The organism is Flavobacterium chungangense LMG 26729 (genome assembly GCF_000735715.2).
Taxonomy (GTDB): Bacteria; Bacteroidota; Bacteroidia; order Flavobacteriales; family Flavobacteriaceae; genus Flavobacterium; species Flavobacterium chungangense.
In genome coordinates, this window is sequence record NZ_JASY01000013.1 from 85009 (window position 1) to 106000 (window position 20992).

General features: G+C 35.0%; 22 protein-coding genes. 8 read left to right on the top strand and 14 right to left on the bottom strand.

What is annotated here, in order from left to right; translation table 11 throughout:
- Positions 1-67: 67 nt before the first annotated feature.
- Positions 68-2125, bottom strand: coding sequence for a potassium-transporting ATPase subunit KdpB (gene kdpB / locus JE46_RS18585; protein WP_031456784.1), 2058 nt, complete (start codon positions 2123-2125; stop codon positions 68-70).
- A gap of 67 nt (positions 2126-2192) precedes the next feature.
- Between kdpB and JE46_RS18590 the strand changes: the two genes are divergently transcribed.
- The gene (locus JE46_RS18590; RefSeq protein WP_031456785.1) at positions 2193-2519 is read left to right on the top strand and encodes a four helix bundle protein; all 327 of its coding nucleotides are present in this window, start codon (positions 2193-2195) and stop codon (positions 2517-2519) included.
- Positions 2520-2646: 127 nt separating this feature from the next.
- On the opposite strand, the gene kdpA is transcribed toward JE46_RS18590, so the two are convergent.
- The 4 genes from kdpA to JE46_RS18605 all read right to left on the bottom strand — a co-directional run bounded on the left by kdpA (position 2647) and on the right by JE46_RS18605 (position 6596).
- A complete protein-coding gene (gene kdpA, locus JE46_RS18595; protein WP_031456786.1) occupies positions 2647-4365 on the bottom strand; it encodes a potassium-transporting ATPase subunit KdpA in 1719 nt (572 codons plus the stop codon).
- 102 nt (positions 4366-4467) lie between these two features.
- Positions 4468-4545 (bottom strand): K(+)-transporting ATPase subunit F, encoded by a 78-nt coding sequence (kdpF, locus tag JE46_RS23880; RefSeq protein ID WP_081909388.1) that lies wholly within the window; start codon positions 4543-4545, stop codon positions 4468-4470.
- Between the two features lie 180 nt (positions 4546-4725).
- Positions 4726-5007 (bottom strand): DUF7674 family protein, encoded by a 282-nt coding sequence (locus JE46_RS18600; RefSeq protein WP_031456787.1) that lies wholly within the window; start codon positions 5005-5007, stop codon positions 4726-4728.
- A gap of 245 nt (positions 5008-5252) precedes the next feature.
- A complete protein-coding gene (locus JE46_RS18605) occupies positions 5253-6596 on the bottom strand; it encodes a sigma-54-dependent transcriptional regulator (protein ID WP_031456788.1) in 1344 nt (447 codons plus the stop codon).
- A 168-nt stretch (positions 6597-6764) separates the two neighbouring features.
- Between JE46_RS18605 and JE46_RS18610 the strand changes: the two genes are divergently transcribed.
- The gene (locus JE46_RS18610; protein ID WP_031456789.1) at positions 6765-7778 is read left to right on the top strand and encodes an LLM class flavin-dependent oxidoreductase; all 1014 of its coding nucleotides are present in this window, start codon (positions 6765-6767) and stop codon (positions 7776-7778) included.
- 33 nt (positions 7779-7811) lie between these two features.
- Here the strand turns inward: JE46_RS18610 and JE46_RS18615 are convergent, their stop codons facing one another.
- Both JE46_RS18615 and JE46_RS18620 read right to left on the bottom strand, forming a co-directional pair.
- Positions 7812-8312 (bottom strand): pyridoxamine 5'-phosphate oxidase family protein, encoded by a 501-nt coding sequence (locus tag JE46_RS18615; protein ID WP_031456790.1) that lies wholly within the window; start codon positions 8310-8312, stop codon positions 7812-7814.
- 12 nt (positions 8313-8324) lie between these two features.
- Positions 8325-8699 carry a SpoIIAA family protein gene (locus JE46_RS18620; protein ID WP_031456791.1) on the bottom strand — a complete coding sequence of 125 codons (375 nt, stop codon included), beginning with the start codon at positions 8697-8699 and terminating at the stop codon, positions 8325-8327.
- 201 nt (positions 8700-8900) lie between these two features.
- Here JE46_RS18620 and JE46_RS18625 point away from each other — a divergent pair, with 201 nt between their 5' ends.
- Complete coding sequence (locus tag JE46_RS18625; RefSeq protein ID WP_031456792.1) at positions 8901-9521, top strand: DUF4230 domain-containing protein; 621 nt, start codon at positions 8901-8903, stop codon at positions 9519-9521.
- 170 nt (positions 9522-9691) lie between these two features.
- On the opposite strand, the gene JE46_RS18630 is transcribed toward JE46_RS18625, so the two are convergent.
- Positions 9692-11446 carry an aromatic amino acid hydroxylase gene (locus tag JE46_RS18630; RefSeq protein WP_031456793.1) on the bottom strand — a complete coding sequence of 585 codons (1755 nt, stop codon included), beginning with the start codon at positions 11444-11446 and terminating at the stop codon, positions 9692-9694.
- Positions 11447-11682: 236 nt separating this feature from the next.
- Between JE46_RS18630 and JE46_RS18635 the strand changes: the two genes are divergently transcribed.
- Both JE46_RS18635 and JE46_RS18640 read left to right on the top strand, forming a co-directional pair.
- Positions 11683-12756 carry a DKNYY domain-containing protein gene (locus JE46_RS18635; protein WP_031456794.1) on the top strand — a complete coding sequence of 358 codons (1074 nt, stop codon included), beginning with the start codon at positions 11683-11685 and terminating at the stop codon, positions 12754-12756.
- A gap of 3 nt (positions 12757-12759) precedes the next feature.
- Positions 12760-13173: a nuclear transport factor 2 family protein gene (locus JE46_RS18640; protein WP_031456795.1), complete on the top strand. Its 414-nt coding sequence runs from the start codon at positions 12760-12762 to the stop codon at positions 13171-13173.
- A gap of 30 nt (positions 13174-13203) precedes the next feature.
- On the opposite strand, the gene JE46_RS18645 is transcribed toward JE46_RS18640, so the two are convergent.
- The 6 genes from JE46_RS18645 to JE46_RS24285 form a co-directional block, all read right to left on the bottom strand.
- Positions 13204-13647: a hypothetical protein gene (locus tag JE46_RS18645; RefSeq protein ID WP_031456796.1), complete on the bottom strand. Its 444-nt coding sequence runs from the start codon at positions 13645-13647 to the stop codon at positions 13204-13206.
- Positions 13648-13685: 38 nt separating this feature from the next.
- Entirely contained in the window at positions 13686-14069 is a 384-nt protein-coding gene (locus JE46_RS18650) for a group III truncated hemoglobin (RefSeq protein ID WP_031456797.1), read from the bottom strand.
- Between the two features lie 81 nt (positions 14070-14150).
- Positions 14151-15395: a threonine ammonia-lyase IlvA gene (gene ilvA / locus JE46_RS18655; protein WP_031456798.1), complete on the bottom strand. Its 1245-nt coding sequence runs from the start codon at positions 15393-15395 to the stop codon at positions 14151-14153.
- Positions 15396-15570: 175 nt separating this feature from the next.
- A complete protein-coding gene (locus JE46_RS18660; RefSeq protein WP_031456799.1) occupies positions 15571-16113 on the bottom strand; it encodes a DUF4136 domain-containing protein in 543 nt (180 codons plus the stop codon).
- A gap of 25 nt (positions 16114-16138) precedes the next feature.
- Positions 16139-18115 carry a urocanate hydratase gene (locus JE46_RS18665; RefSeq protein WP_031456800.1) on the bottom strand — a complete coding sequence of 659 codons (1977 nt, stop codon included), beginning with the start codon at positions 18113-18115 and terminating at the stop codon, positions 16139-16141.
- Positions 18116-18485: 370 nt separating this feature from the next.
- Positions 18486-18662, bottom strand: a complete 177-nt coding sequence (locus JE46_RS24285; RefSeq protein ID WP_165830187.1) for a DUF5522 domain-containing protein — start codon at positions 18660-18662, stop codon at positions 18486-18488.
- 112 nt (positions 18663-18774) lie between these two features.
- Between JE46_RS24285 and JE46_RS18670 the strand changes: the two genes are divergently transcribed.
- The 3 genes from JE46_RS18670 to JE46_RS18680 all read left to right on the top strand — a co-directional run bounded on the left by JE46_RS18670 (position 18775) and on the right by JE46_RS18680 (position 20964).
- Positions 18775-19113 (top strand): hypothetical protein, encoded by a 339-nt coding sequence (locus JE46_RS18670; RefSeq protein ID WP_031456801.1) that lies wholly within the window; start codon positions 18775-18777, stop codon positions 19111-19113.
- 71 nt (positions 19114-19184) lie between these two features.
- Entirely contained in the window at positions 19185-20093 is a 909-nt protein-coding gene (locus JE46_RS18675) for a 1-aminocyclopropane-1-carboxylate deaminase/D-cysteine desulfhydrase (RefSeq protein ID WP_031456802.1), read from the top strand.
- Positions 20086-20964, top strand: coding sequence for a glucosaminidase domain-containing protein (locus tag JE46_RS18680; protein WP_031456803.1), 879 nt, complete (start codon positions 20086-20088; stop codon positions 20962-20964). Before JE46_RS18675 ends, JE46_RS18680 begins: the two co-directional genes overlap by 8 nt.
- The last annotated feature ends 28 nt before the right edge of the window (positions 20965-20992 follow it).

The window sequence follows — 20992 nt, forward strand, 5'->3', positions numbered from 1 at the left end:
AGATTCCTTGATTTTACGATTCTAAGAGAAAAACCTTAGCCCCTTAGAATCTTAGCATCTCAGAACCTTACATAAATAATGCTACCAGTAAATCAATTACTTTAATTCCGATAAAAGGCACAATCAATCCGCCAAGGCCATAAATCAAAAGGTTTCTTTTAAGGATTGCACTTGCTCCAATTGGTCGGTAATCAACACCTTTCAGCGCAAGCGGAATCAATATCGGAATGATAATCGCATTGAAAATTACAGCCGATAAAATGGCACTTTCAGGACTATGCAAGTGCATAATATTTAAACCTTGCAGCGCAGGAATCGCAGTAATAAAAAGAGCAGGAACAATAGCAAAATATTTCGCAACGTCATTTGCAATAGAAAAAGTAGTTAAAGTACCTCGAGTCATTAAAAGTTGTTTTCCAATTTCAACAATCTCAATTAGTTTCGTTGGGTCATTGTCAAGATCGACCATGTTTCCGGCTTCTTTTGCAGCTTGAGTTCCGCTGTTCATGGCAACTCCAACATTCGCTTGGGCAAGGGCAGGAGCATCATTTGTTCCGTCACCCATCATGGCAACTAATCTTCCTTCAGCCTGTTCTTTTCGGATGTAATTCATTTTATCCTCAGGCTTAGCCTCGGCAATAAAATCATCAACTCCGGCAGCTTCGGCAATAAATTTAGCCGTAAGCGGATTATCTCCTGTAACCATAACCGTTTTGATTCCCATTCTTCGCAAACGCTCAAAACGTTCTTTCATTCCGGTTTTGATAATATCCTGAAGTTCGATAACACCTTGAACTACATTGTCTTTTATAACAACTAGCGGAGTTCCTCCGTTAGACGAAATGGTAATAACTTGTTGGGCAGTATCTTCTGGAAAAGAATTTCCGGCTTGCTGCGCAATGTTTTTTGCAGCATCTTGTGCTCCTTTTCTAATATTGGTTCCGTCTTTTAATACGACTCCAGAAGTTCTGGTTTCGGCAGTAAATTTTATACTGTGTGAGATGTTTTCTGTAAGAAGTGAAATGTCTGACTGCATTTTACTATTTACATCTAACATTTTACCAAGTTCTAAAATACTTTTCCCTTCAGGGGTATCATCTGCAAGCGAACTCAAAACAGCCGATTTCACGAAATCATCAAAAGAGATTCCTTTTGTTGGATAAAAATTAGTTGCTTTTCTGTTTCCAATGGTAATGGTTCCTGTTTTATCCAAAAGTAAAACATCAATATCTCCGGCAGTTTCAACCGCTTTACCCGATTTTGTAATTACGTTAGCACGCAACGCTCTGTCCATTCCCGCAATACCTATTGCAGAAAGTAAACCTCCAATTGTAGTTGGAATTAAACAAACGAACAAAGCAATGAAAGCCGCAATCGTGATGGGTGCGTTGGCATAGTCGGCAAACGGTTTTAGCGTAACGCACACAATCACGAAGATTAAAGTAAATGCGGCTAATAAAATGGTTAAGGCAATTTCGTTTGGTGTTTTCTGACGGCTCGCACCTTCAACCAAAGCAATCATTTTATCTAAAAAGCTTTCGCCTGGTTCAGAAGTCACTCTTACTTTAATTTTATCAGATAATACTTTTGTTCCTCCGGTAACCGAAGATTTATCTCCGCCAGATTCCCTGATTACAGGAGCACTTTCTCCGGTAATGGCACTTTCGTCAATGGTAGCCAGACCTTCGATAATCTCACCATCGGCAGCAATTAAATCACCGGCTTCGCAAACGAATATATCGTCTTTTTTTAATGCCGAAGAACTAATGTTTTTAATTTCTCCGTTAGGTAAAATTTGTTTTGCAGGAGTTTCTTCTCGTGTTTTTCTTAAACTGTCGGCTTGTGCTTTTCCTCTTGCTTCGGCAATAGCTTCGGCGAAATTGGCAAATAAAAGCGTTGCCAGTAAAATTAAAAATACAATTAGGTTATAAGTAAAACTTCCCTGATCATTTGCACCCATTAATATTGAAATGCAGACAGCAAACATAATAGCTGTTCCAATTTCTACGGTAAACATTACCGGATTTTTGATCATCATTTTTGGATTAAGCTTCACAAAAGACTGCGCTAAGGCTTCTTTTACCTGTTTACTTTCAAACAATGATGTGGATTTATTAGTTGTCATTTTTTGTTGTGTAAAATGTTAAATGTAAAATGTGAAATTTCCTGCTTTTGTAAATAATTATTTAAATATGAAACCACACAAGAAATTGAATTCATGGATTAAAAGTTTTGAATTCGTTAAAGAAATTTATTTTGCTACAAGGCAATTTCCTTCTGAGGAAAAGTTTGGAATTACTTCTCAAATCCGTAGAGCTTCTGTTTCTGTACCTGTTAATATTGCAGAAGGAGCAGCAAGAAAAGGAACAAAAGAATTTATCCATTTTTTACATATTTCGCTAGGTTCTTTATCAGAACTCGATACTTTGATTCTACTAAGCAAGGAATTAGATTTTTTCAACGAAAAAGAATGTGAACAATTGATTGAAAAATTAGATATCATAGGAAAACTTATTTAAGGATTAATTAAGAATCTTGAAACACGTTTATGATTTTTTGTGAGATGTTAAAAGTGAGATGTAAGCTGTTATTATGAGAGTTAATTTGATTTCTTTTTTTCACATCTCACTTTTCACAAATCACATTTTACATACCAAAATATTCTGCTAAAGGTCCAAGCGCCAACGCTGGAAAGAATGATAAAGCAGCGATAATTGCGATTACAGCAAAAGTCATGATTCCGAAAATTGAGGTATCGGTTTTTAAAGTTCCTGCACTCTCTGGAATGTATTTTTTACCTGCCAGTAAACCTGCAATTGCCAATGGGCCAATGATTGGAATAAAACGGCTTAACAGTAACACAATTCCTGTAGTGATATTCCAGAACGGATTATTATCTCCCAGACCTTCAAAGCCAGAACCATTATTGGCAGCGCTTGAAGTGTATTCGTATAACATTTCTGAGAATCCGTGATTACCTGGATTATTTAACCAGCCTGTTGCGTTGCCGCTAAACCAATAGCCCATTGCGGTATCATGTGCAGCAAAATAAGAAGCTAAAGCAGTTCCGGCTAATATTAATAAAGGATGAAGAATAGCGATAAAAGCAGCAATTTTTACTTCCCGAGCTTCGATTTTCTTTCCTAAAAATTCAGGAGTTCGACCAACCATTAATCCGGAGATAAATACAGCCAGAATAATGAAAATATAATAGTTTAAAATACCCACACCACATCCGCCATAAAAGGCATTCACCATCATAGATAATAATTGCATAGCTCCAGAAACAGGCATCGAGCTATCGTGCATACTGTTTACAGAACCTGTAGAAATTACCGTTGTAGCAATACTCCAGAAACCTGACATTGCGGGACCAAACCGAACTTCTTTTCCTTCCATCGCTCCGGTTGTTTGTGCGATGCCTATTTTTTCGATAGCAGGATTTCCGTTGATTTCGCTCATAACGGTTGGAACAACCAGAAGTAAAAATCCAACCGTCATTACACCAAATATGATGTTTGATAATTTTCTTTTGTTTAGGAAAAATCCAAGAGCAAAAATCATGGCAAACGGAATAATCATTTGCGCCAAAAGCTCCACTCCGTTAGTAAAATAAGTTGGGTTTTCTAATGGATGCGCTGAGTTGGCTCCAAAAAATCCACCACCATTTGTACCAATATGTTTAATAGCAATAAAAGCTGCAGCTGGTCCGCGAGAAACTTCTACATGATCGCCTTGAAGTGTTGTAATAGCATCTTTGCCTTCAAAAGTCATTGGAGTTCCGCTAAAAACTAATGCAATAGCCACAATTGCTGAAAGCGGTAATAAAATACGAGTACAGCTTTTGATGAAATAATTGTAAAAATTACCCAATTGTTCTGTCGTTCTTTCTTTCATTGCTGTAAAAATCATAGCGGCAGCAGCCATTCCGATACCAGCAGAAACAAATTGAAGAAACATCAAGACGATTTGCGAAAGGTAAGAAACCCCGCTTTCGCCTGAATAATGCTGTAAGTTACAATTGACTAAAAATGAAATAGCAGTATTAAATGCCAGATCAGGCGTCATAGAGGGGTTGTTATCAGGATTAAGAGGTAAAGATCCCTGAAATAATAAGACAAAAAAGCAAAGAAAGAACCAAACCATATTGATACTTAAAAGTGCTTTTAAGTGTTGTTTCCAGTTCATTTCTTCAGTGGAATTGATGCCGCTGATTTTAAAAATAAATTTTTCAATTGGATTGAAAATCGGGTCAAAAAGTGTTTTATCTCCCAAATAAACTTTAGCAATATATTTTCCTAAAGGAATCGCTAAAACAATGGTTAAGATGAAAATACCAATGACGCCTAATAATTCTGTGTTCATAATATGTGAGTTTTTGTAAAATGTGGACTGTAAAAAGTAAAATGTGATTTGTGAGAAGTGAGCTTTACAACATCTAACATCTCACTTATACTTTTTACATTATTAAAATTTTTCGGGTTTGATTAATACATAAACCAAATACACGAAAACGGCGATTGAGATGATAAATAATGCGGTCATGATTTAGATTTTTTCAAAAAATTCAACAGAGAGAAAACAAATGGCAAACAGCACAACGGCCAGTCCGAGTAAAAGAAAAGTGATCATATGATTTATTTTAGATTTGTGAAATGTGAGAAGTAAAATGTTATTTGTGAAAAGTGATCAGTACATCTTACATCTCACAAACAACATTTCACACTAAACTCCCGAAGCATTAACCTGTTTGATATATTCTGCTTTAAGCGTTTGAGGAAATAGATGTGAAATATTGCAGTGGCGCATTTCCATAAAAGAAGAAACCGAAAAAACGTACACATTAGAAATGACATTTTTAGTTTCGATGCTTCCACTAATAAATAGGCGTTCGGCAAGAGCAAGGCATTTTTTGGCACGAACGATGTTTCCAGAAATAATAGATTTTTTGGTTATCTCGGCAAAGCGTTCAGCTTGTTTGTAGATTGAGGTGACTTGATTTTTCATTTGGAATGAATTTTTAATGTTCTCTCTCCTTATGCCAAAATATGTTCCGAAAAAGTGATGTTACAGCTAAAGTGCTGTCAATAAAAGGAATGTAGTTTTATGCCAAAAATCAGGCATAAAAAAAGCCTATCAAAATGATAAGCTTTTATTGAAATGATAAGCTTTATTTAATTATGAATTGTGAATTGTGAATTGGAAAATGTACTCTCCTTTGAGTTTGATATTGCAATTGAATTTTGCAATTGTTATTGAATTTGGTATTCTTCTAACTTTCTATACAAAGTCGCAATCCCAATTTCTAATAATCTAGCCGTTTCGGCTTTATTTCCTTTTGTATAATTTAAAACCTTTTGAATATGCAGTTTTTCAACACTCTGCATAGAGAAAGCCGACATTGATTTTGTATTTTTCTCCGCTTGATGCTGCATTTCGTAAGGCAGAACATCTGATGTTAAAGTATCATCATTACTCAAAATAACGGATCTCTCGATGATATTTTTAAGTTCACGGATATTCCCCGGCCAGGAATAATTTTCTAATTTCTGCAGAAAATCATCTGATATATTTAATGTTTTTTTATTCGTTTTTTCAGAAAATTGTTTCACAAAATGATGCGTAAAAACGCCAATATCTTTAATTCTTTCTCGTAAAGATGGCAGTTTTATTTCGAAGATATTTAAGCGGAAATACAAATCAGAACGGAAACGATGTTCATCACTTTCTGTTTTTAAATCTCTATTTGTAGCGGCAATTAATCTGAAATTTGACTTTTTTGGAGTCGTATCGCCAACCGGAATATATTCGGAAGTTTCTAAAACACGCAATAATTTGGCTTGAAGATCAATTGGCATTTCTCCAATTTCATCCAGAAATAAAGTACCGCCGTTCGCTTCTTCAATAAAACCCTTTTTATCTTTTACAGCTCCCGTAAAAGCGCCTTGTTTATGACCAAAAAGTTCGCTTTCTAAAATTTCTTTTGTAAAAGTACTGCAGTTTAATGCCACAAAAGATTTCCCAACACGATTACTATTTTCGTGAATGGCCTGTGCAAAAACTTCTTTTCCAGTTCCGGTTTCGCCGGTAAGTAAAACAGTCGAATCTGTTTTGGCTACTTTTTGAGCAAGATCAATAACTTGTTCAATTCCTTTCGATTTTCCAATAATGGTATTGAAAGAATATTTATCGTTAATACGTTTTTCTAATTGCTGTACTTTTTTCTGTAAATGTACTTTTTCGACAGCTTTATAAAGAAGCGGAATAATTTTATCATTATCGTCGCCTTTTACAATATAATCGAAAGCGCCATTTTTCATTGCTTGAACGCCGTCTGGAATATTTCCGAAAGCAGTTAACAGAATAACTTCTGTTAAAGGAAAACTTCCTTTTATGTTTTGAAGAAAATCAACACCATTTCCGTCAGGCAGTTTTACGTCACACAAAACAACGTCAATATCCGTTTGCTCCAGTTTTTTAAAACCAGACTTTAAATCTTTTGCTTCAAAAACTTCAAATCCTTCCGATTTTATAATGCGCGCCAATAGACTTCTCAGTTTTTCTTCGTCGTCTATAATTAAAATTTTGTGTGTCATTTGCAGATAAGCTAAAACCGAATTGGTATTTTGATGTACAAATTTAAGTTTTAAATCATTTGAGTAACTTCTTTTTTGTCTGAATTAAAATATTATAATTCAATTAACATTACAGAATTTATGCTTTCATTCTAAATGAATTAATTTTGTAAAAAGATATTTATTTACATGAAAAATCCAATTTCACTCTCCATATTAGAACTCGCTATTATCAACAATGACAGCAATGCAGCTGAAACATTAAATAAAACAAAAGAAATTGCCCTATTAACAGATACTTTAGGATATAAAAGGTTTTGGCTTGCCGAACACCACAATATGGCACATGTAGCCAGTACCGCAACTGTAGTTTTAATTGGATATGTTGCCAGTCAGACCGAGAACATCCGTGTAGGTTCCGGTGGAATTATGCTGCCCAATCATTCGCCTTTAATTGTTGCTGAACAATTTGGAACTTTAGAAACATTGTATCCTGGCAGAATTGATTTAGGTCTGGGAAGAGCTCCCGGAACGGATCAGCCAACTGCTGAAGCAATTCGAAAAGATTTCTTCGAACAGGCACAGCGCTTTCCGCAGAACGTATCAAAACTTCAGGATTATTTCTCTGAAGAAAATGCGACTGCAAAAGTGCGTGCTTTTCCTGCCGAAGGAACAAAAGTGCCTATCTGGATTTTGGGATCCAGTATGGAAAGTGCTTCTTTAGCGGCTTCGTACGGCTTTCCATATGCTTTTGCCGGACATTTTGCACCACGCCAAATGCTGCAGGCATTCGAATTTTATCGTAACAATTTCCAGTCTTCAAAAGTTTTGGATAAACCGAAAACAATGGCCTGCGTAAATATTATTGCTGCCGATACAGATGAAGAAGCCGAAAAGCTTTCAACAAGTTTATATCAAATGTTTTTGAATTTAATTCGAAATGACCGCAAAGGACTTCAGCCGCCTGTAGATTCCCTTGATGACATTATGAGCGAAGAAGAACGTTTTCATGTCAATCAGATGACCGGAGGTTCTTTTGTGGGAAGTAAAAAGCAAATAGCAATAGATTTGAAAAAATTTATTGATTATGCTAAAATTGATGAATTAATGATTACAAGCCCAATTTTTGATCATCAGGCTAAATTAAAAAGCCTGCAATTGACTAAAGAAGTAATTGACGAATTGAATGCAAATAATTTATAATAAAAAAAAGAGAGACGTTGAGTCTCTCTTTTTTTATAGTTTTAGTTTTCCCTCGACACCAATATCTGTTGTATTTCCAAATAATGCTGATCCTGCCATTTTAATCAGTGAAATTATTTTACCGTCTTTTGTATCCCAATAATAAGCATCTGATGGGGTGACTTTTATAACCGTAACATTCGGATCTTTTTTGCCTTCTTCAAACCAGGCTTTGGCAACCGGAGTCCATAATTCATCTATCTTTTGCTGATCTGTATATATGGTTGCATTTCCGTAGATGGAAATATACTGTGAACTTGAATTATTGGCAAAAAACAACTGAACCTGATCGTCTTTTAGAATTTCAAAATTCTTATTGCTTGTTGCGGAACTGATAAACCACAAATTTCCCTGATCATCAATTTCCTGAACGCTCATGGGTCTGGCCTGAAGAGGAGTTTTTGTTAATTCAGTTACAAAAATGGCTGTATTAATTTCTTTGACTAACGAAATTAATTTATCGACTGCTTCTTTATTATTTAAATCCTCTTTCATAATTTTTATATTTTAATCCAAATCTATTTTTTCTGATGTCCAGTCTATGGCGAGCATATAATCTTCTTTTTTGAATCCTTTGAATTCTCCCGGCATTATTGTATTGAAAACTTTAGTAAAATTGATCATTCTCTGACAGTCTGTTACAATAGCAGCTCTCGTCCATTTTGTTATGTTTTTTATGCTTAACAAGGATTCGTGAAGCCATGCACCTAATGCAAAATCAGTTGGAGAATTATCAAAAAATAATAAATAATTAAGTTTTGATGTTTCATCAATTAAAAGACGAACTTCTGATTTAACAAAATCAACATCGCCTTTAACTACGTGACCAGCTGTTTTAAAACCAATCATGTTTTCTGGTAACTCCTTAATTTTTTCAATCATAACATTTAAATTTTGCAGGTTAAATTCATTTTTTACAAAAATATGTGACAAGTACGTTTTAGTGCTTATGTAAAAAGCTGATTATCTTACATAATTCCAATGTTGACTAAATTATTACATCAAAATCGTTTTTAGAATCGTAAGGAATTCTACTTAAAAAAGTATTAAATTAGCTATCATTATAAATATTAAATCCAGATTATGCTTAAGAGAATTATAGTTGGTGCCGGAATTGTACTTGCCATTATTTTGGCTTTCAAATATTGTGAATTCAAAAAAAATGATGATGCCGGAATTGAGTATAACACCAATCTGATTCAGCAGCAAATTTTGAATGTTGGAAAACTGGTGGTTACCGAAGGGCATTTTTCTGAAGTCATCACGTATAAAAATCAGCAGAAGTATTTGATGGATATGCTTTCTTTTGAAAAGAAAGCACTTATTGTGGTAAACGCAAATGTTACAGTTGCCTACGATTTGCACAAAATGAAATATGATATTGACGAAAAAAACAAAACAATTACAATCCTCAATATCCCGAAAGAAGAAATTACAATCAATCCTGATATTCAGTTTTATGATGTGGAGCAAAGTAAACTGAATCCTTTTACGGGCGATGATTACAATAAAATCAATAAATCCGTAAAAGCTAATCTGGCTAAGAAAATTGATAAATCTACACTTAAGACGAATGCCCAAAACAGATTAATAAGCGAATTGTCTAAGATTTTAATTCTAACAAATTCAATGGGCTGGAAATTGGAATATAATGGAAAAACCATTGAGTCGGAGAGTGAGCTTAATCAGGATTTGAAGTTGTAATTTAATGTTCAAAAGTTGAGGGGGTTTCGACAATCTTGTCATTTCGAGGAACGAGAAATCTTCGCAAGAAGCTCTACAAAGATTGGATTTTCGTTACGGAGATTTCTCGTCCCTCGAAATGACAAAAATGGATTAAAAACTTTGCTACTCTTTGCCTTTGAGAGATTAGTTTATAAAACTTTTTCAAAAATCAAGTCCAGTCCACCCAAAATTAAATGTGCTACTTCAGGACGTTTTTCTTTTAATTGCTCCAAATAATCCAGAACTTCCTGTAAAAGCTGTTTTTCGTCAGAATCTTTCAAAAGTTCTATGATTTCAACTGCAAGCAGCCAGTCTTTAGGGTGATTGTTTTTTAATTTTTCAAAAACCGATTGGAGTTCAGATTTAGAATCTCCATTATTACGAATATTTCTTACTGTTGAATATAAAACTTCCAATTCATCTCGTTCTTCTGTATGTTTTGCTTTTATGGTTTTAGTTGTAGGAACAATATTGATCAGGTCAAAACTATTTACATCGGCTGGACCGGAAAAAGCAGAAACTACTTTTTTACCAATCGCCATATCGTAATTGCCCCATTCCGGCTGAAACAGAATCGTTTCGCCATGTGTTACGGTACAATTTCTAAAACTAATCAGGATAATTTCGCCATGAAGATTTCTTGAACCGGTAATAATTTCTCCTTCAACTATGATATTGCCTTCAAATTCCAGTTTAACAGTTTCGTTTTCTACGATGCTGTATGCCTGCAAATCCTTCGGGCTCATGTCTTCAATGGCTAAATTGAAACCTTTGAGTTTTCCAATCGGGCTTCCAAATCCGTGTGAGTGGGTTAAAGTTCCATGACCTACCAATTCTTTTTCACGGTATGATAAAGCTGTTTTTCCTGTTGTCTGAATGTAAACCGGTTTTCCTTCTTCTTCAATAACATTAGTAAAAATACCTGAAATTTGTAAACCGGTACTCAGTTCAATTGTTCCCAAAGCATTCGATTGAATCAGTTTTTGAATTCCGGACAAACCTCCGGTACGCAAAGCCATTTTGTTGGCAAATTCTTCTAAAATCAGACTCAGATGCGAGAAAGTAGGTGTTACATACAACTGAGGCTGTAATTGTGTAATATCAAAATTTTGATTGGCAGCAGAAATATCATAAGGGATTTTCTTCACATTATCAGTCATACAGTGAGCACTTTCGCCAATTGAGGAAAGTAGTCCGGCGCCGTAAATTTTAGGGTTTTCAATAGTTCCGATTAAGCCATATTCAACCGTCCACCAGTGTAGATTTCGAATTTGGGCCATTTCAGATAATTCGCCCATATTGTTTTGTAAATCGGCAACTGCTTTTTCGGCTTCCTCGATTTTTTCCTGAGGCGTGTCTTCGGCTTCTTTTAAAATTGACAACAGTCGAATAGCCTCATACATCTGATAATCTTTATGAGATGAAATGGCTTTACAGCCAATTTCTCCAAATCGACGTAAATATTCAGCATATTCTGGATTCGCGATAATAGGAGCGTGGCCGGCACCTTCGTGAATAATGTCAGGAGCGGGAGTATATTCAATATGTTCTAATTGCCTGATATCCGAGGCGATAACCAAAACATTATAGGCCTGAAATTCCATAAAAGCGTTTGGTGGAATAAATCCGTCTACGGCAACTGCTGCCCAGCCAATTTCGGTCAGAATTCGGTTCATTCCATACATGCTTGGAATGGAGTCAATCTCAATTCCGGTTTTTTTCAAACCATCCAAATACGAATGATGGGCTACTTTCGACAAATAATCTACATTTTTACGCATCACATAACGCCAAACCGCCTGATTAATGGAGGTATAATCGCTATAATCCTGAGGTTTGATGAATTGCTTTAAATGTTTGGGCAATCTTTCTAATAACGGATTTGTTTCAATGTTCGGATTCATTTGGAAAAACTGTAGGTTGAAATGTAAAATTACAAATTTGAGCTATTGAAAATGATTTTTTTGATGTTTAATTTTAATAATAAGAGTGTTTTCTTAGTGAATTATCAGTTTTTAGTTGTTTGGAGTTTTAGGGAGTAACTTGTTGAATACAGATTGTCTGCTGAAGATAAATTAGACATGAAAAAATAACAATAAAATACTTAGTTTTACAGAAAGTATATTTAGGATTTACAAATATGAAAGTTTTTTTGATCATTTTAACAATAGGAGTGCTGGCCTTTTTAGGAATAAGATATTTTTTATTCCGGATAGGAGATCCGGTAAACAGTAAAGTCTCCGATTCGTACTTTTATCATTACAGAAAAAATTTGATTGTACATTCGCCAATGGGCAATTGGTTTGAATTGGGATATTATGAATCTGATGCTGATGTTAAATCATTTCAGCCCATAAACAGGGATTTTGGGAAAGACAAAAAGGATGTTTTCTGGAAAGGAATAAAGCAAGCTGTTGATTATGAAACGTTTCAGGTGGATGCTTCCGGAATTATTAAGGATAAAAACCATGTTTATACTACGAACGGAAAAGAATATAATTTTTTAGGAGTTATAGAAGGAGCAGATCCTAAAACCTATCAATTGCTTGATCCGTCACTTTCTGATTACAAGCGTATTAGCTGGTTTAGGGATGCGAACGCAGTCTTCTACAGGAGTAAAAAAACAGAAGGAGATCCGGTAACTTTTAAGCCTTTGAACGATGCAATTGCTGTGGATGATCATTTTATTTATTCGATTATTCATCAAAGAGGCGATGGCATTTACGCTTTTGAAGTCGATGAAGTAATCCGAAAACATAAAAAAATTGAAGGTGAAATTAAGGTTGTTAACGATACATACGTTCAAATAGGAAATGCTGTTGTTTCTGCTTTTACGAAAGAGGAGTTTACACTTCATACTTTCGAAACCATTAAAAGTACCAGAGCAGTTGATTATTTTACAATAGTGGTTAATGACACGTTAATTTACAAAGGAATAGCATGTCCTGAAATTGATATTGAATCTTTTGAGTCATTAAGTTATGGCTATTCAAAAGACAAGAAAAATATCTATTATGATGGCAAAAAAATAACCGGTGCTTCTATTTCAGATTTTGAAATAATCTCTCCGGATTATGCTAAAGATAACAAAAACGTGTTTTATAAAAATAGTATTGTTGAAAAAGCAAATCCAAAAACATTTAAAAGGGCTTCAGAAAATGATGTTTGGGAGGACGGAACAAATAAATTTAGAAACGGAAAAATTGTTAATTAAAATATGGAACAGAAATTACCATTGCCGCCTTTTACTTTAGAAACGGCAATTCAAAAAATACAAATGGCCGAAGATGCCTGGAACAGTCAGGATCCGGAAAGAGTTTCAAAAGCGTATACTGTTGACAGCGAATGGCGAAATCGTGATCAGTTTATAAATGGCAGGGAAGAAATTGTCTCTTTTCTAACTCAGAAATGGAAAAAAGAGCTGCAGTATAAATTAAAGAAAGAATATTGGGCACATACTGAAAACCGTATTGCGGTACGTTTTGAATATGAATATCAAACGGCTGAAGGAGATTGGTTCAGGGCGTACGGCAATGAAAATTGGGAATTTGATGCCAACGGACTGATGCAAAAAAGATTTGCCAGTATCAATGACATTCCGATTAACGAATCTGAGAGGAAATTGAAATAAATTTTACAGCTATGAAAATAACGATTGATTTTAACAATCGTTATTTTCATAATTTACTTTTTCCATTTTATCCTCGTAACTTTCGGTTTCTTTTTTGGTCATACGGACTTCCTTCAGCGTTACTTTTAATTGTTTTTTACTGTCGGGGCTTATCCATATTCCGTTAAAATTAAGACCCTCTTTCTTCAAAATCATAACACCCGAAAATTCATGTTCGACTAATACAAATTGATTTTTGTTTTTTTTATTCTGAGTAATGTCTAATTGAATCCATTTTTCGGATTTATCATATCGATACATAGATGTGTGCATCAAACCGCCTATACAAGGATTTTCTTCTTCTTTGATATAAAATGTTATTGCTGTTTTTCCGTCAATTGTGCCTTTGTAAAGCATGCTTTTGGCAGATTGGGCGCTTGTGGTGATAGTAAAGAACATACAAAGCACGCTACAAAGAAAAAGTAGTTTTTTCATATTTTAAGTAAATAGTTATTTTTTAAATTATTGCAATTTTATTGATTTGCCTGATTTCTGAAATATTCAATTTTATAATTGAACATATACGCCATATTTGCTGCGCGGACTTTAGCTTCATCTGCTAATTTGCCAACAAACAAATTGTCAACAGTTTCAGTGAAAATTTCCATCCAGCGATCAAAATGAGATTGGTTTACAGGCAATTGTTTGTGTGGCGGAAAAGGACTCCCGGAATAGGTATGTTCTTCTAAAAGTAAAGTCTGCCAGAAACGATACATTTTTTCCAGATGTTCCGGCCATCTTCCTGTCATTTTTTCATTAAAAATAGGTCCGATTAAATCGTCGTTTTGTACTTTTTCATAAAATGTATTCACTAAAAGTTTTATGTCTTCTATATTTGAAATGTCCCGAGATGCCATGTTTTTTAATTAAGTCATAATTTGCAAAAATACGATATAACAGCTTTTTTATTTGCTGATATTTATCATTGCAATACATTTTTATCCAATTAACTGCGTATATAAATCGGGATTATCATTCAGATATTGAAATTCAAAACCGTTTTTAGTCATATTCAATTTAATATTCAGAATGTCTTTTTTGTTTTTCAATTCTAATCCAACCACAACAGAACCCATTTCACGGCTCGTTTTTTTAACAAACTGAAAATAAGTTATATCATCATCTGGTCCCAAAATGTTGTTGACAAATTCTTTTAAAGCACCCGGGCGCTGTGGAAACTGAATCATAAAATAATGCATCAGTCCTTCATAAAGCAAAGAGCGCTCTTTTATTTCGGCTGTTCTTTCAATATCATTATTACTTCCGCTGACTACACAAACTACTTTTTTGCCTTTAATCTTGTCTTTGTAAAAATCTAAAGCAGCTATTGTCAAAGCACCTGCAGGTTCAACCACCATGGCCTCTTCATTGTACAAACGTAAAATGGTGGTACAGACTTTTCCTTCGGGAACCAGGATAATATCTTCCAGATTATAACGGCAGATTTCAAAAGTTTTGTCGCCAACTTGTTTTACAGCTGCACCATCCACAAATTTATCAATCGTTTTTAGTACCGTGTTTTTATTTTCTTCAATAGAAGTTTTCATCGAAGGAGCGCCTTTTGGCTCAACACCGATTATTTTGGTATTCGGACTTAAATGTTTAAAAACCTCGGATAAACCGGAAGCCAGCCCGCCGCCGCCAATCGGAACAAAAACATAATCTATTGGTTCTTTGTAACTTTCCAGAATCTCTAAACCTACAGTTCCCTGGCCGGCAATTACTTTTTCATCATCAAACGGATGAATGAATATTTTATGATTTTTGATGGCGTCTGCAGTTGCCGAGGCATAAGCATCATCAAAAGTATCTCCTGTCAAAACAATTTCTACGAATGATTTTCCAAACAATTGTACTTGTTTTACTTTTTGTTTGGGAGTGGTTTTAGGCATATAAATTTTGCCTTTTATCTGCAGTAAATTACAGGAATAGGCAACGCCCTGAGCATGATTTCCGGCACTTGCACATACCACACCAATTTGTTTTTCGGCATCGGTTAACGAAGAAATCTTGTTGTAAGCACCTCTGATTTTATAAGAACGGACAATTTGTAAATCTTCTCTTTTTAATAAAATAGTCGATTTAAATTCGTCTGAAAGATTTAAGTTCTGTGTCAAAGGCGTTGCAGCAACAACATTTCCGAGTTGTTTTTTTGCATTTAGTACTTCGTTAAATAAATTCATGATTAGTATTGTTAAAATAAAAAACCTCCCATTTGGGAGGTTCTTATAAATTATATTTTTACATACTTATATAACACCCCGCCATTAATGCTGAATTGCAATAATGTTAATAATAGCGATACTAATGTTAGTATAGTTTGTCATTTTCTGTTGTTTCAAAAAACAAATGTATCAATTATTTTTTTACCTGAGGCGGATACTGAGCCAAAATTTTCTTTACAAAATCAGCAATTTTTTCATCTTTTTTGTCAATGTTTCGGGTTAGCGTTCCCTGGCCTTCTCCCTGCCAGATCATTTCTTTCTTTTTGGCATCAATCAAATCGATGTATAAAGTACCTTCAGTAGAAGTCGAAACACTTGTTTGGTTTCCTCCGTACATCATCCACGGATTCCATCCCCATCCCCAACCGTAGCCCCAACCGGCATTAAATTGGTTAACATTCACCTGTTCTCTTGATTTGGTAAAAATGTTTACTAACAAATCAGGATTTTCACTTTTAGTAAATCCCTTTGCCTGCATTTCGGCATCAATTGCGTGTAGAATGCGTCTTTTATCCAAATCAGAAATTTCGACTTTATCAATTCCGGGTTTGAAGAAGGCGTAGGTTTTGTAAGGCGTAAAATCGACATTTTTGTCGTAATCAGAATAAACAGTAACACTGCTGCATGAAGTAAGGATCAATAACAGTAAAATCGGAACTAATTTGAATGTTTTCATAATTTTTTGAATTAAATGTTTTGTTTTATAGTAAGCTTTCATCAACAATATTGGGTAAAGTTACTTTCAATAGTGGCTGAATCTCCATTGCTCTTTTTATAGCAAAAACAGCACCTTCGTTTCGGGCCCAGCTTCGTCTTGAAATTCCGTTGTTTACATCCCAAAAAAGCATTGATGCTAAGCGTTTTGAAGCCTCTGTAGAACCATCAAGAACCATACCAAATCCACCGTTTATAACCTCTCCCCAGCCAACGCCGCCACCGTTATGAATGGATACCCAGGTTGCTCCTCTAAAGCTGTCACCAATTACATTCTGAATCGCCATATCTGCTGTAAAGCGGGATCCGTCATATATATTAGAGGTTTCTCTATAAGGTGAATCGGTTCCGGAAACGTCATGATGATCGCGGCCTAAAACAACCGCTCCGATTTCACCTTTTGCAATCGCCTGATTAAAAGCTTCTGCAATTTTGATTCTTCCTTCAGCATCAGCATAAAGAATACGGGCTTGTGAGCCTACAACCAGTTTATTTTCCTGAGCACCTTTAATCCATTTAATGTTATCCTGCATTTGCTGCTGAATTTCATTTGGTGCAGTTTCTGCCATTTTTTCTAAAACTTTGCACGCAATCTCATCTGTTTTTAATAAATCTTCCGGCTTTCCGGAAGTACAAACCCAACGGAAAGGACCAAATCCGTAATCGAAACACATTGGTCCCATAATATCCTGAACATAACTAGGATATTTAAAGTCTATATTGTTTTCTGCCATTACATCTGCACCGGCGCGGGAAGCTTCTAATAAAAAGGCATTGCCGTAATCAAAGAAGTATGTTCCTTTTGCGGTATGTTTATTTATGGCATTGGCATGACGGCGTAACGTTTCCTGAACTTTTTCTTTGAACAATTCCGGATTATTGGCCATTATTTCATTAGCTTCAGCAAAAGAAATTCCAACCGGATAATAACCTCCAGCCCACGGATTATGAAGCGAAGTCTGATCGGATCCCAAATCAATTTTGATGTTTTCCTGATCGAAACGTTCCCATACATCCACTACATTTCCTAAATATGCGATTGAGACGGTTTCTTTTGTGGCTTTCGCCAAAGCTACTCTGGCAACCAGTTCATCTGTTGAGGTTACGACTTCATTTATCCAACCCTGTTCGTGACGGATTTTGGTAATTTTCGGATTTACTTCGGCGCAGACCGTAATACAACCTGCAATATTTCCCGCTTTTGGCTGCGCGCCCGACATACCGCCGAGACCCGAAGTTACAAATAAACTGCCTTCAGGATTTTGTTTTATTTTTCTGAAACCATTCAAAACCGTGATTGTAGTTCCGTGTACAATTCCCTGTGGGCCAATGTACATATAACTTCCCGCCGTCATTTGCCCGTATTGCGAAACGCCCAGAGCGTTCATTTTTTCCCAATCGTCAGGTTTTGAATAATTCGGGATTACCATTCCGTTGGTAACCACAACTCTCGGCGCTTCTTTATGTGAAGGGAATAATCCCATCGGATGCCCTGAAAACATGGTCAAAGTTTGCTCATCTGTCATTTCAGATAAATACTGCATCGTCAGTAAATATTGTGCCCAATTCTGAAAAACAGCTCCGTTTCCGCCATACGTAATCAATTCATGTGGATGCTGAGCCACAGCATAATCCAAATTGTTCTGAATCATGTGCATAATCGCTTTTGCCTGCAAAGATTTTCCCGGATATTCGTCAATTGGTCTCGCATACATTCTGTAATCAGGACGAAGACGATACATGTAAATACGTCCGTAGGTTTCTAATTCTTCTGAAAATTCCGGAATTAATTCGGCGTGATGTTTTGGATCGAAATAGCGTAATGCATTTTTCAGAGCCAGTTTTTTTTCTTCTGTCGAAAGAATTTCTTTTCGTTTCGGAGCATGATTAATCGCTGGGTCGTATGTTTGCTTTGGCGGCAATATTGAAGGAATCCCTTGTTGTATTTGTTCTTTGAAAGTCATTTTTTCTTTTAGATTTTTAGATGTTAGATTATTAGACTTCTTAGATTTTCTGAAGTTAAGTATCAAACAGCTGCTTTTAATTAGGTTAGTGCAATTTTAAATTGCCTTAAAGAATTATCTAATTCTCAAATTGACACATTATCTAAATTAAAATGACTAAGGATAACGGATATCCGACCTGTGATAGGATTTGTGTATTGTAATCCTAAATTTTCTTGAGCGAATATCCATTTTAGATTTTTAGATTATTAGACTTCTTAGATTGTTAGATTTCGAAAAATGGAACAATCTCTTTTTATTTGACTCAAGGATTGCTGGTTTTTAGACAATAAAAAGATCTAAGATCTAAGAAGTCTAAAAATCTAACAATCTATTTCCTTATTTCTCCTGTTCGTTTGTCAAAACCATACGGACAATGACGACAGCCGCTTTTGCAGCAGTAACCACGTTTTAAATGATGTTTTTCAGTAAAGCACTTATAACCTTCGGGTGTATAGTAAAAATCTTCGCCTTCGATTAATTTATTTTCATTACTTTGCTCTTTCATAAACTATTTTGTGTCAATTGTCGTTTCATTAAAATCGAAAAACAATTAGTCGATTATGATTTTATTCAAATCGAACAATTTTATAACTACAAATTTATAAATTTTACAGCCAATGTTTCTGATTGTTGCTAAATATTTAATTCCGAAGGGCTATCGCGGAATGGCTGTTTATCCATTCATTTTAATAAAATATTATAAAGATCAGGTAAATGTTGTTTTTTTAAATCATGAAAAAATACATTTAAGACAGCAAATAGAAATGTTGATTCTTCCGTTTTTTATCTGGTACATTTTAGAGTTTTTTATTCGTTTTATTCAATACAAAAATAGAGATTTAGCCTATAGGAATATTAGTTTTGAAAGAGAAGCTTACATCAAAGAAACCGATTTAAATTATCTGAGAAACAGATCTTTTTTCCAGTTTCTGCATTACATGAAAAGCAATCAATAAGCTTTAAAAATATTAAGAAGTGAGTTGTCACTTTTGACTTTTCGACTTTTGACTTTCCAACTTAAAAAATAATGAATCCAGTTTTTAATCAGCCCATAAATATTCAGTTTTCAAACGACATTTCTTTGATGATAAAGCGTGAAGATCTGATTCATCATTTTGTATCGGGAAATAAATTCAGGAAACTGAAATACAATTTGCTTCAGGCGAAAGCCGAAAACAAAGATACTTTACTGACTTTTGGCGGCGCATTTTCGAACCATATTGCAGCGGTGGCTTATGCAGGAAAAGAGCAGGGATTTAAGACAATCGGAATCATTCGCGGTGATGAACTTTTGGATAAAACAGAAGAAAATCCAACTCTTAAATTCGCACAGGAAAACGGAATGCAATTTGAATTTGTTTCCAGAGAAAATTATCGTTTAAAAAACGAAGAATCATACATTAAAAATTTAAAAAAGAAATTCGGAGATTTTTATTTAGTTCCCGAAGGCGGTACAAACGAACTGGCGGTAAAAGGCTGCGAAGAAATTTTGATCGATGAAGATTCAGTTTTTAATTACGTTTGCTGTGCAGTTGGAACTGGGGGAACCATTTCAGGATTAATAAATAGTGCGTTGCCAAATCAGAAAATTTTAGGGTTTCCGGCGTTAAAAGGTGACTTTTTAAACGATGAAATTCGTATTTTTGCCCAAAAAGATAACTGGAATTTAATTTCTGACTATCATTTTGGAGGTTATGGCAAGATAAATTTAGAATTAATCGAATTTATCAATGCTTTTTTTGAAGAAAATAAAGTGCCTTTAGATCCAATTTATACAGGAAAGATGGTTTTTGGCGTTATAGATTTAATCCATAAAAACTATTTTCCTGCACATTCAAAAATTTTACTCATTCACACCGGCGGATTACAGGGCGTTGAAGGAATGAATATCAAATTGAAGCAGAAAAAATTACCAATACTCAAAATTGATGTTTAAAAAAATAATTACACTCTTCGTAGTCGCAGTATTGGCAAGCTGTTCTTCCAGTAAACCCACTATCGCAACTACTAAAAAACAGGCAGCGGTTCAAAGACCCAGAACAGCTTCGACTAAAAAAGGGACTTACTCCAAACCAATTGCTAAATATCCTTCTACAAATAACACAACCGAGGTTATTCAATCGACTTCAAAAACAGTTGTTACCAGCAGTTTAATCACCGATTATGTTTTGCAATACAAAGATATTGCCATGGGAAACATGCAAAAATACGGTATTCCGGCAAGTATTATTCTGGCACAGGGAATTCTGGAATCAGGAGCGGGAAGAGGAGATTTGGCGTTGTCAGCAAATAATCATTTCGGAATAAAATGCCACAATGACTGGCTTGGGGAAAGTGTTCGTCATGATGATGATTCGTCTCAGGAATGTTTTAGGAAATACAGAGAAGCGTCAGAATCGTATCGGGATCATGCTTTATTTTTGGCCGGTAAAAACAGATATGCAGTTTTGTTTACTTATGAAAAAGACGATTACAAAGCATGGTCAAAAGGATTAAGGGCTTGCGGCTATGCGACGGATCCTAATTATCCGGATAAATTAATCAGTTATATTGAGCGTTATAATCTGCATCAGTATGATTGTCAGGTTACAGGAAAAAACTATACAGCAATTAATAAGTCAGAACCGGCAAGGAGTTCTTCTTCTTCAGTTTCAAATTCAAACGATCCGAATTTATACGAAGTCCAAAAAGGAGATACTTTGTATTCGATATCCAAAAAATTCAACATACTGGTTGATGATTTAAAACAAAAAAATAATCTTTCAGATAATACGCTTTCCGTTGGACAAAGATTGAAAGTGAAATAATTAATTATAAATTGTCAATTGGAAAAAA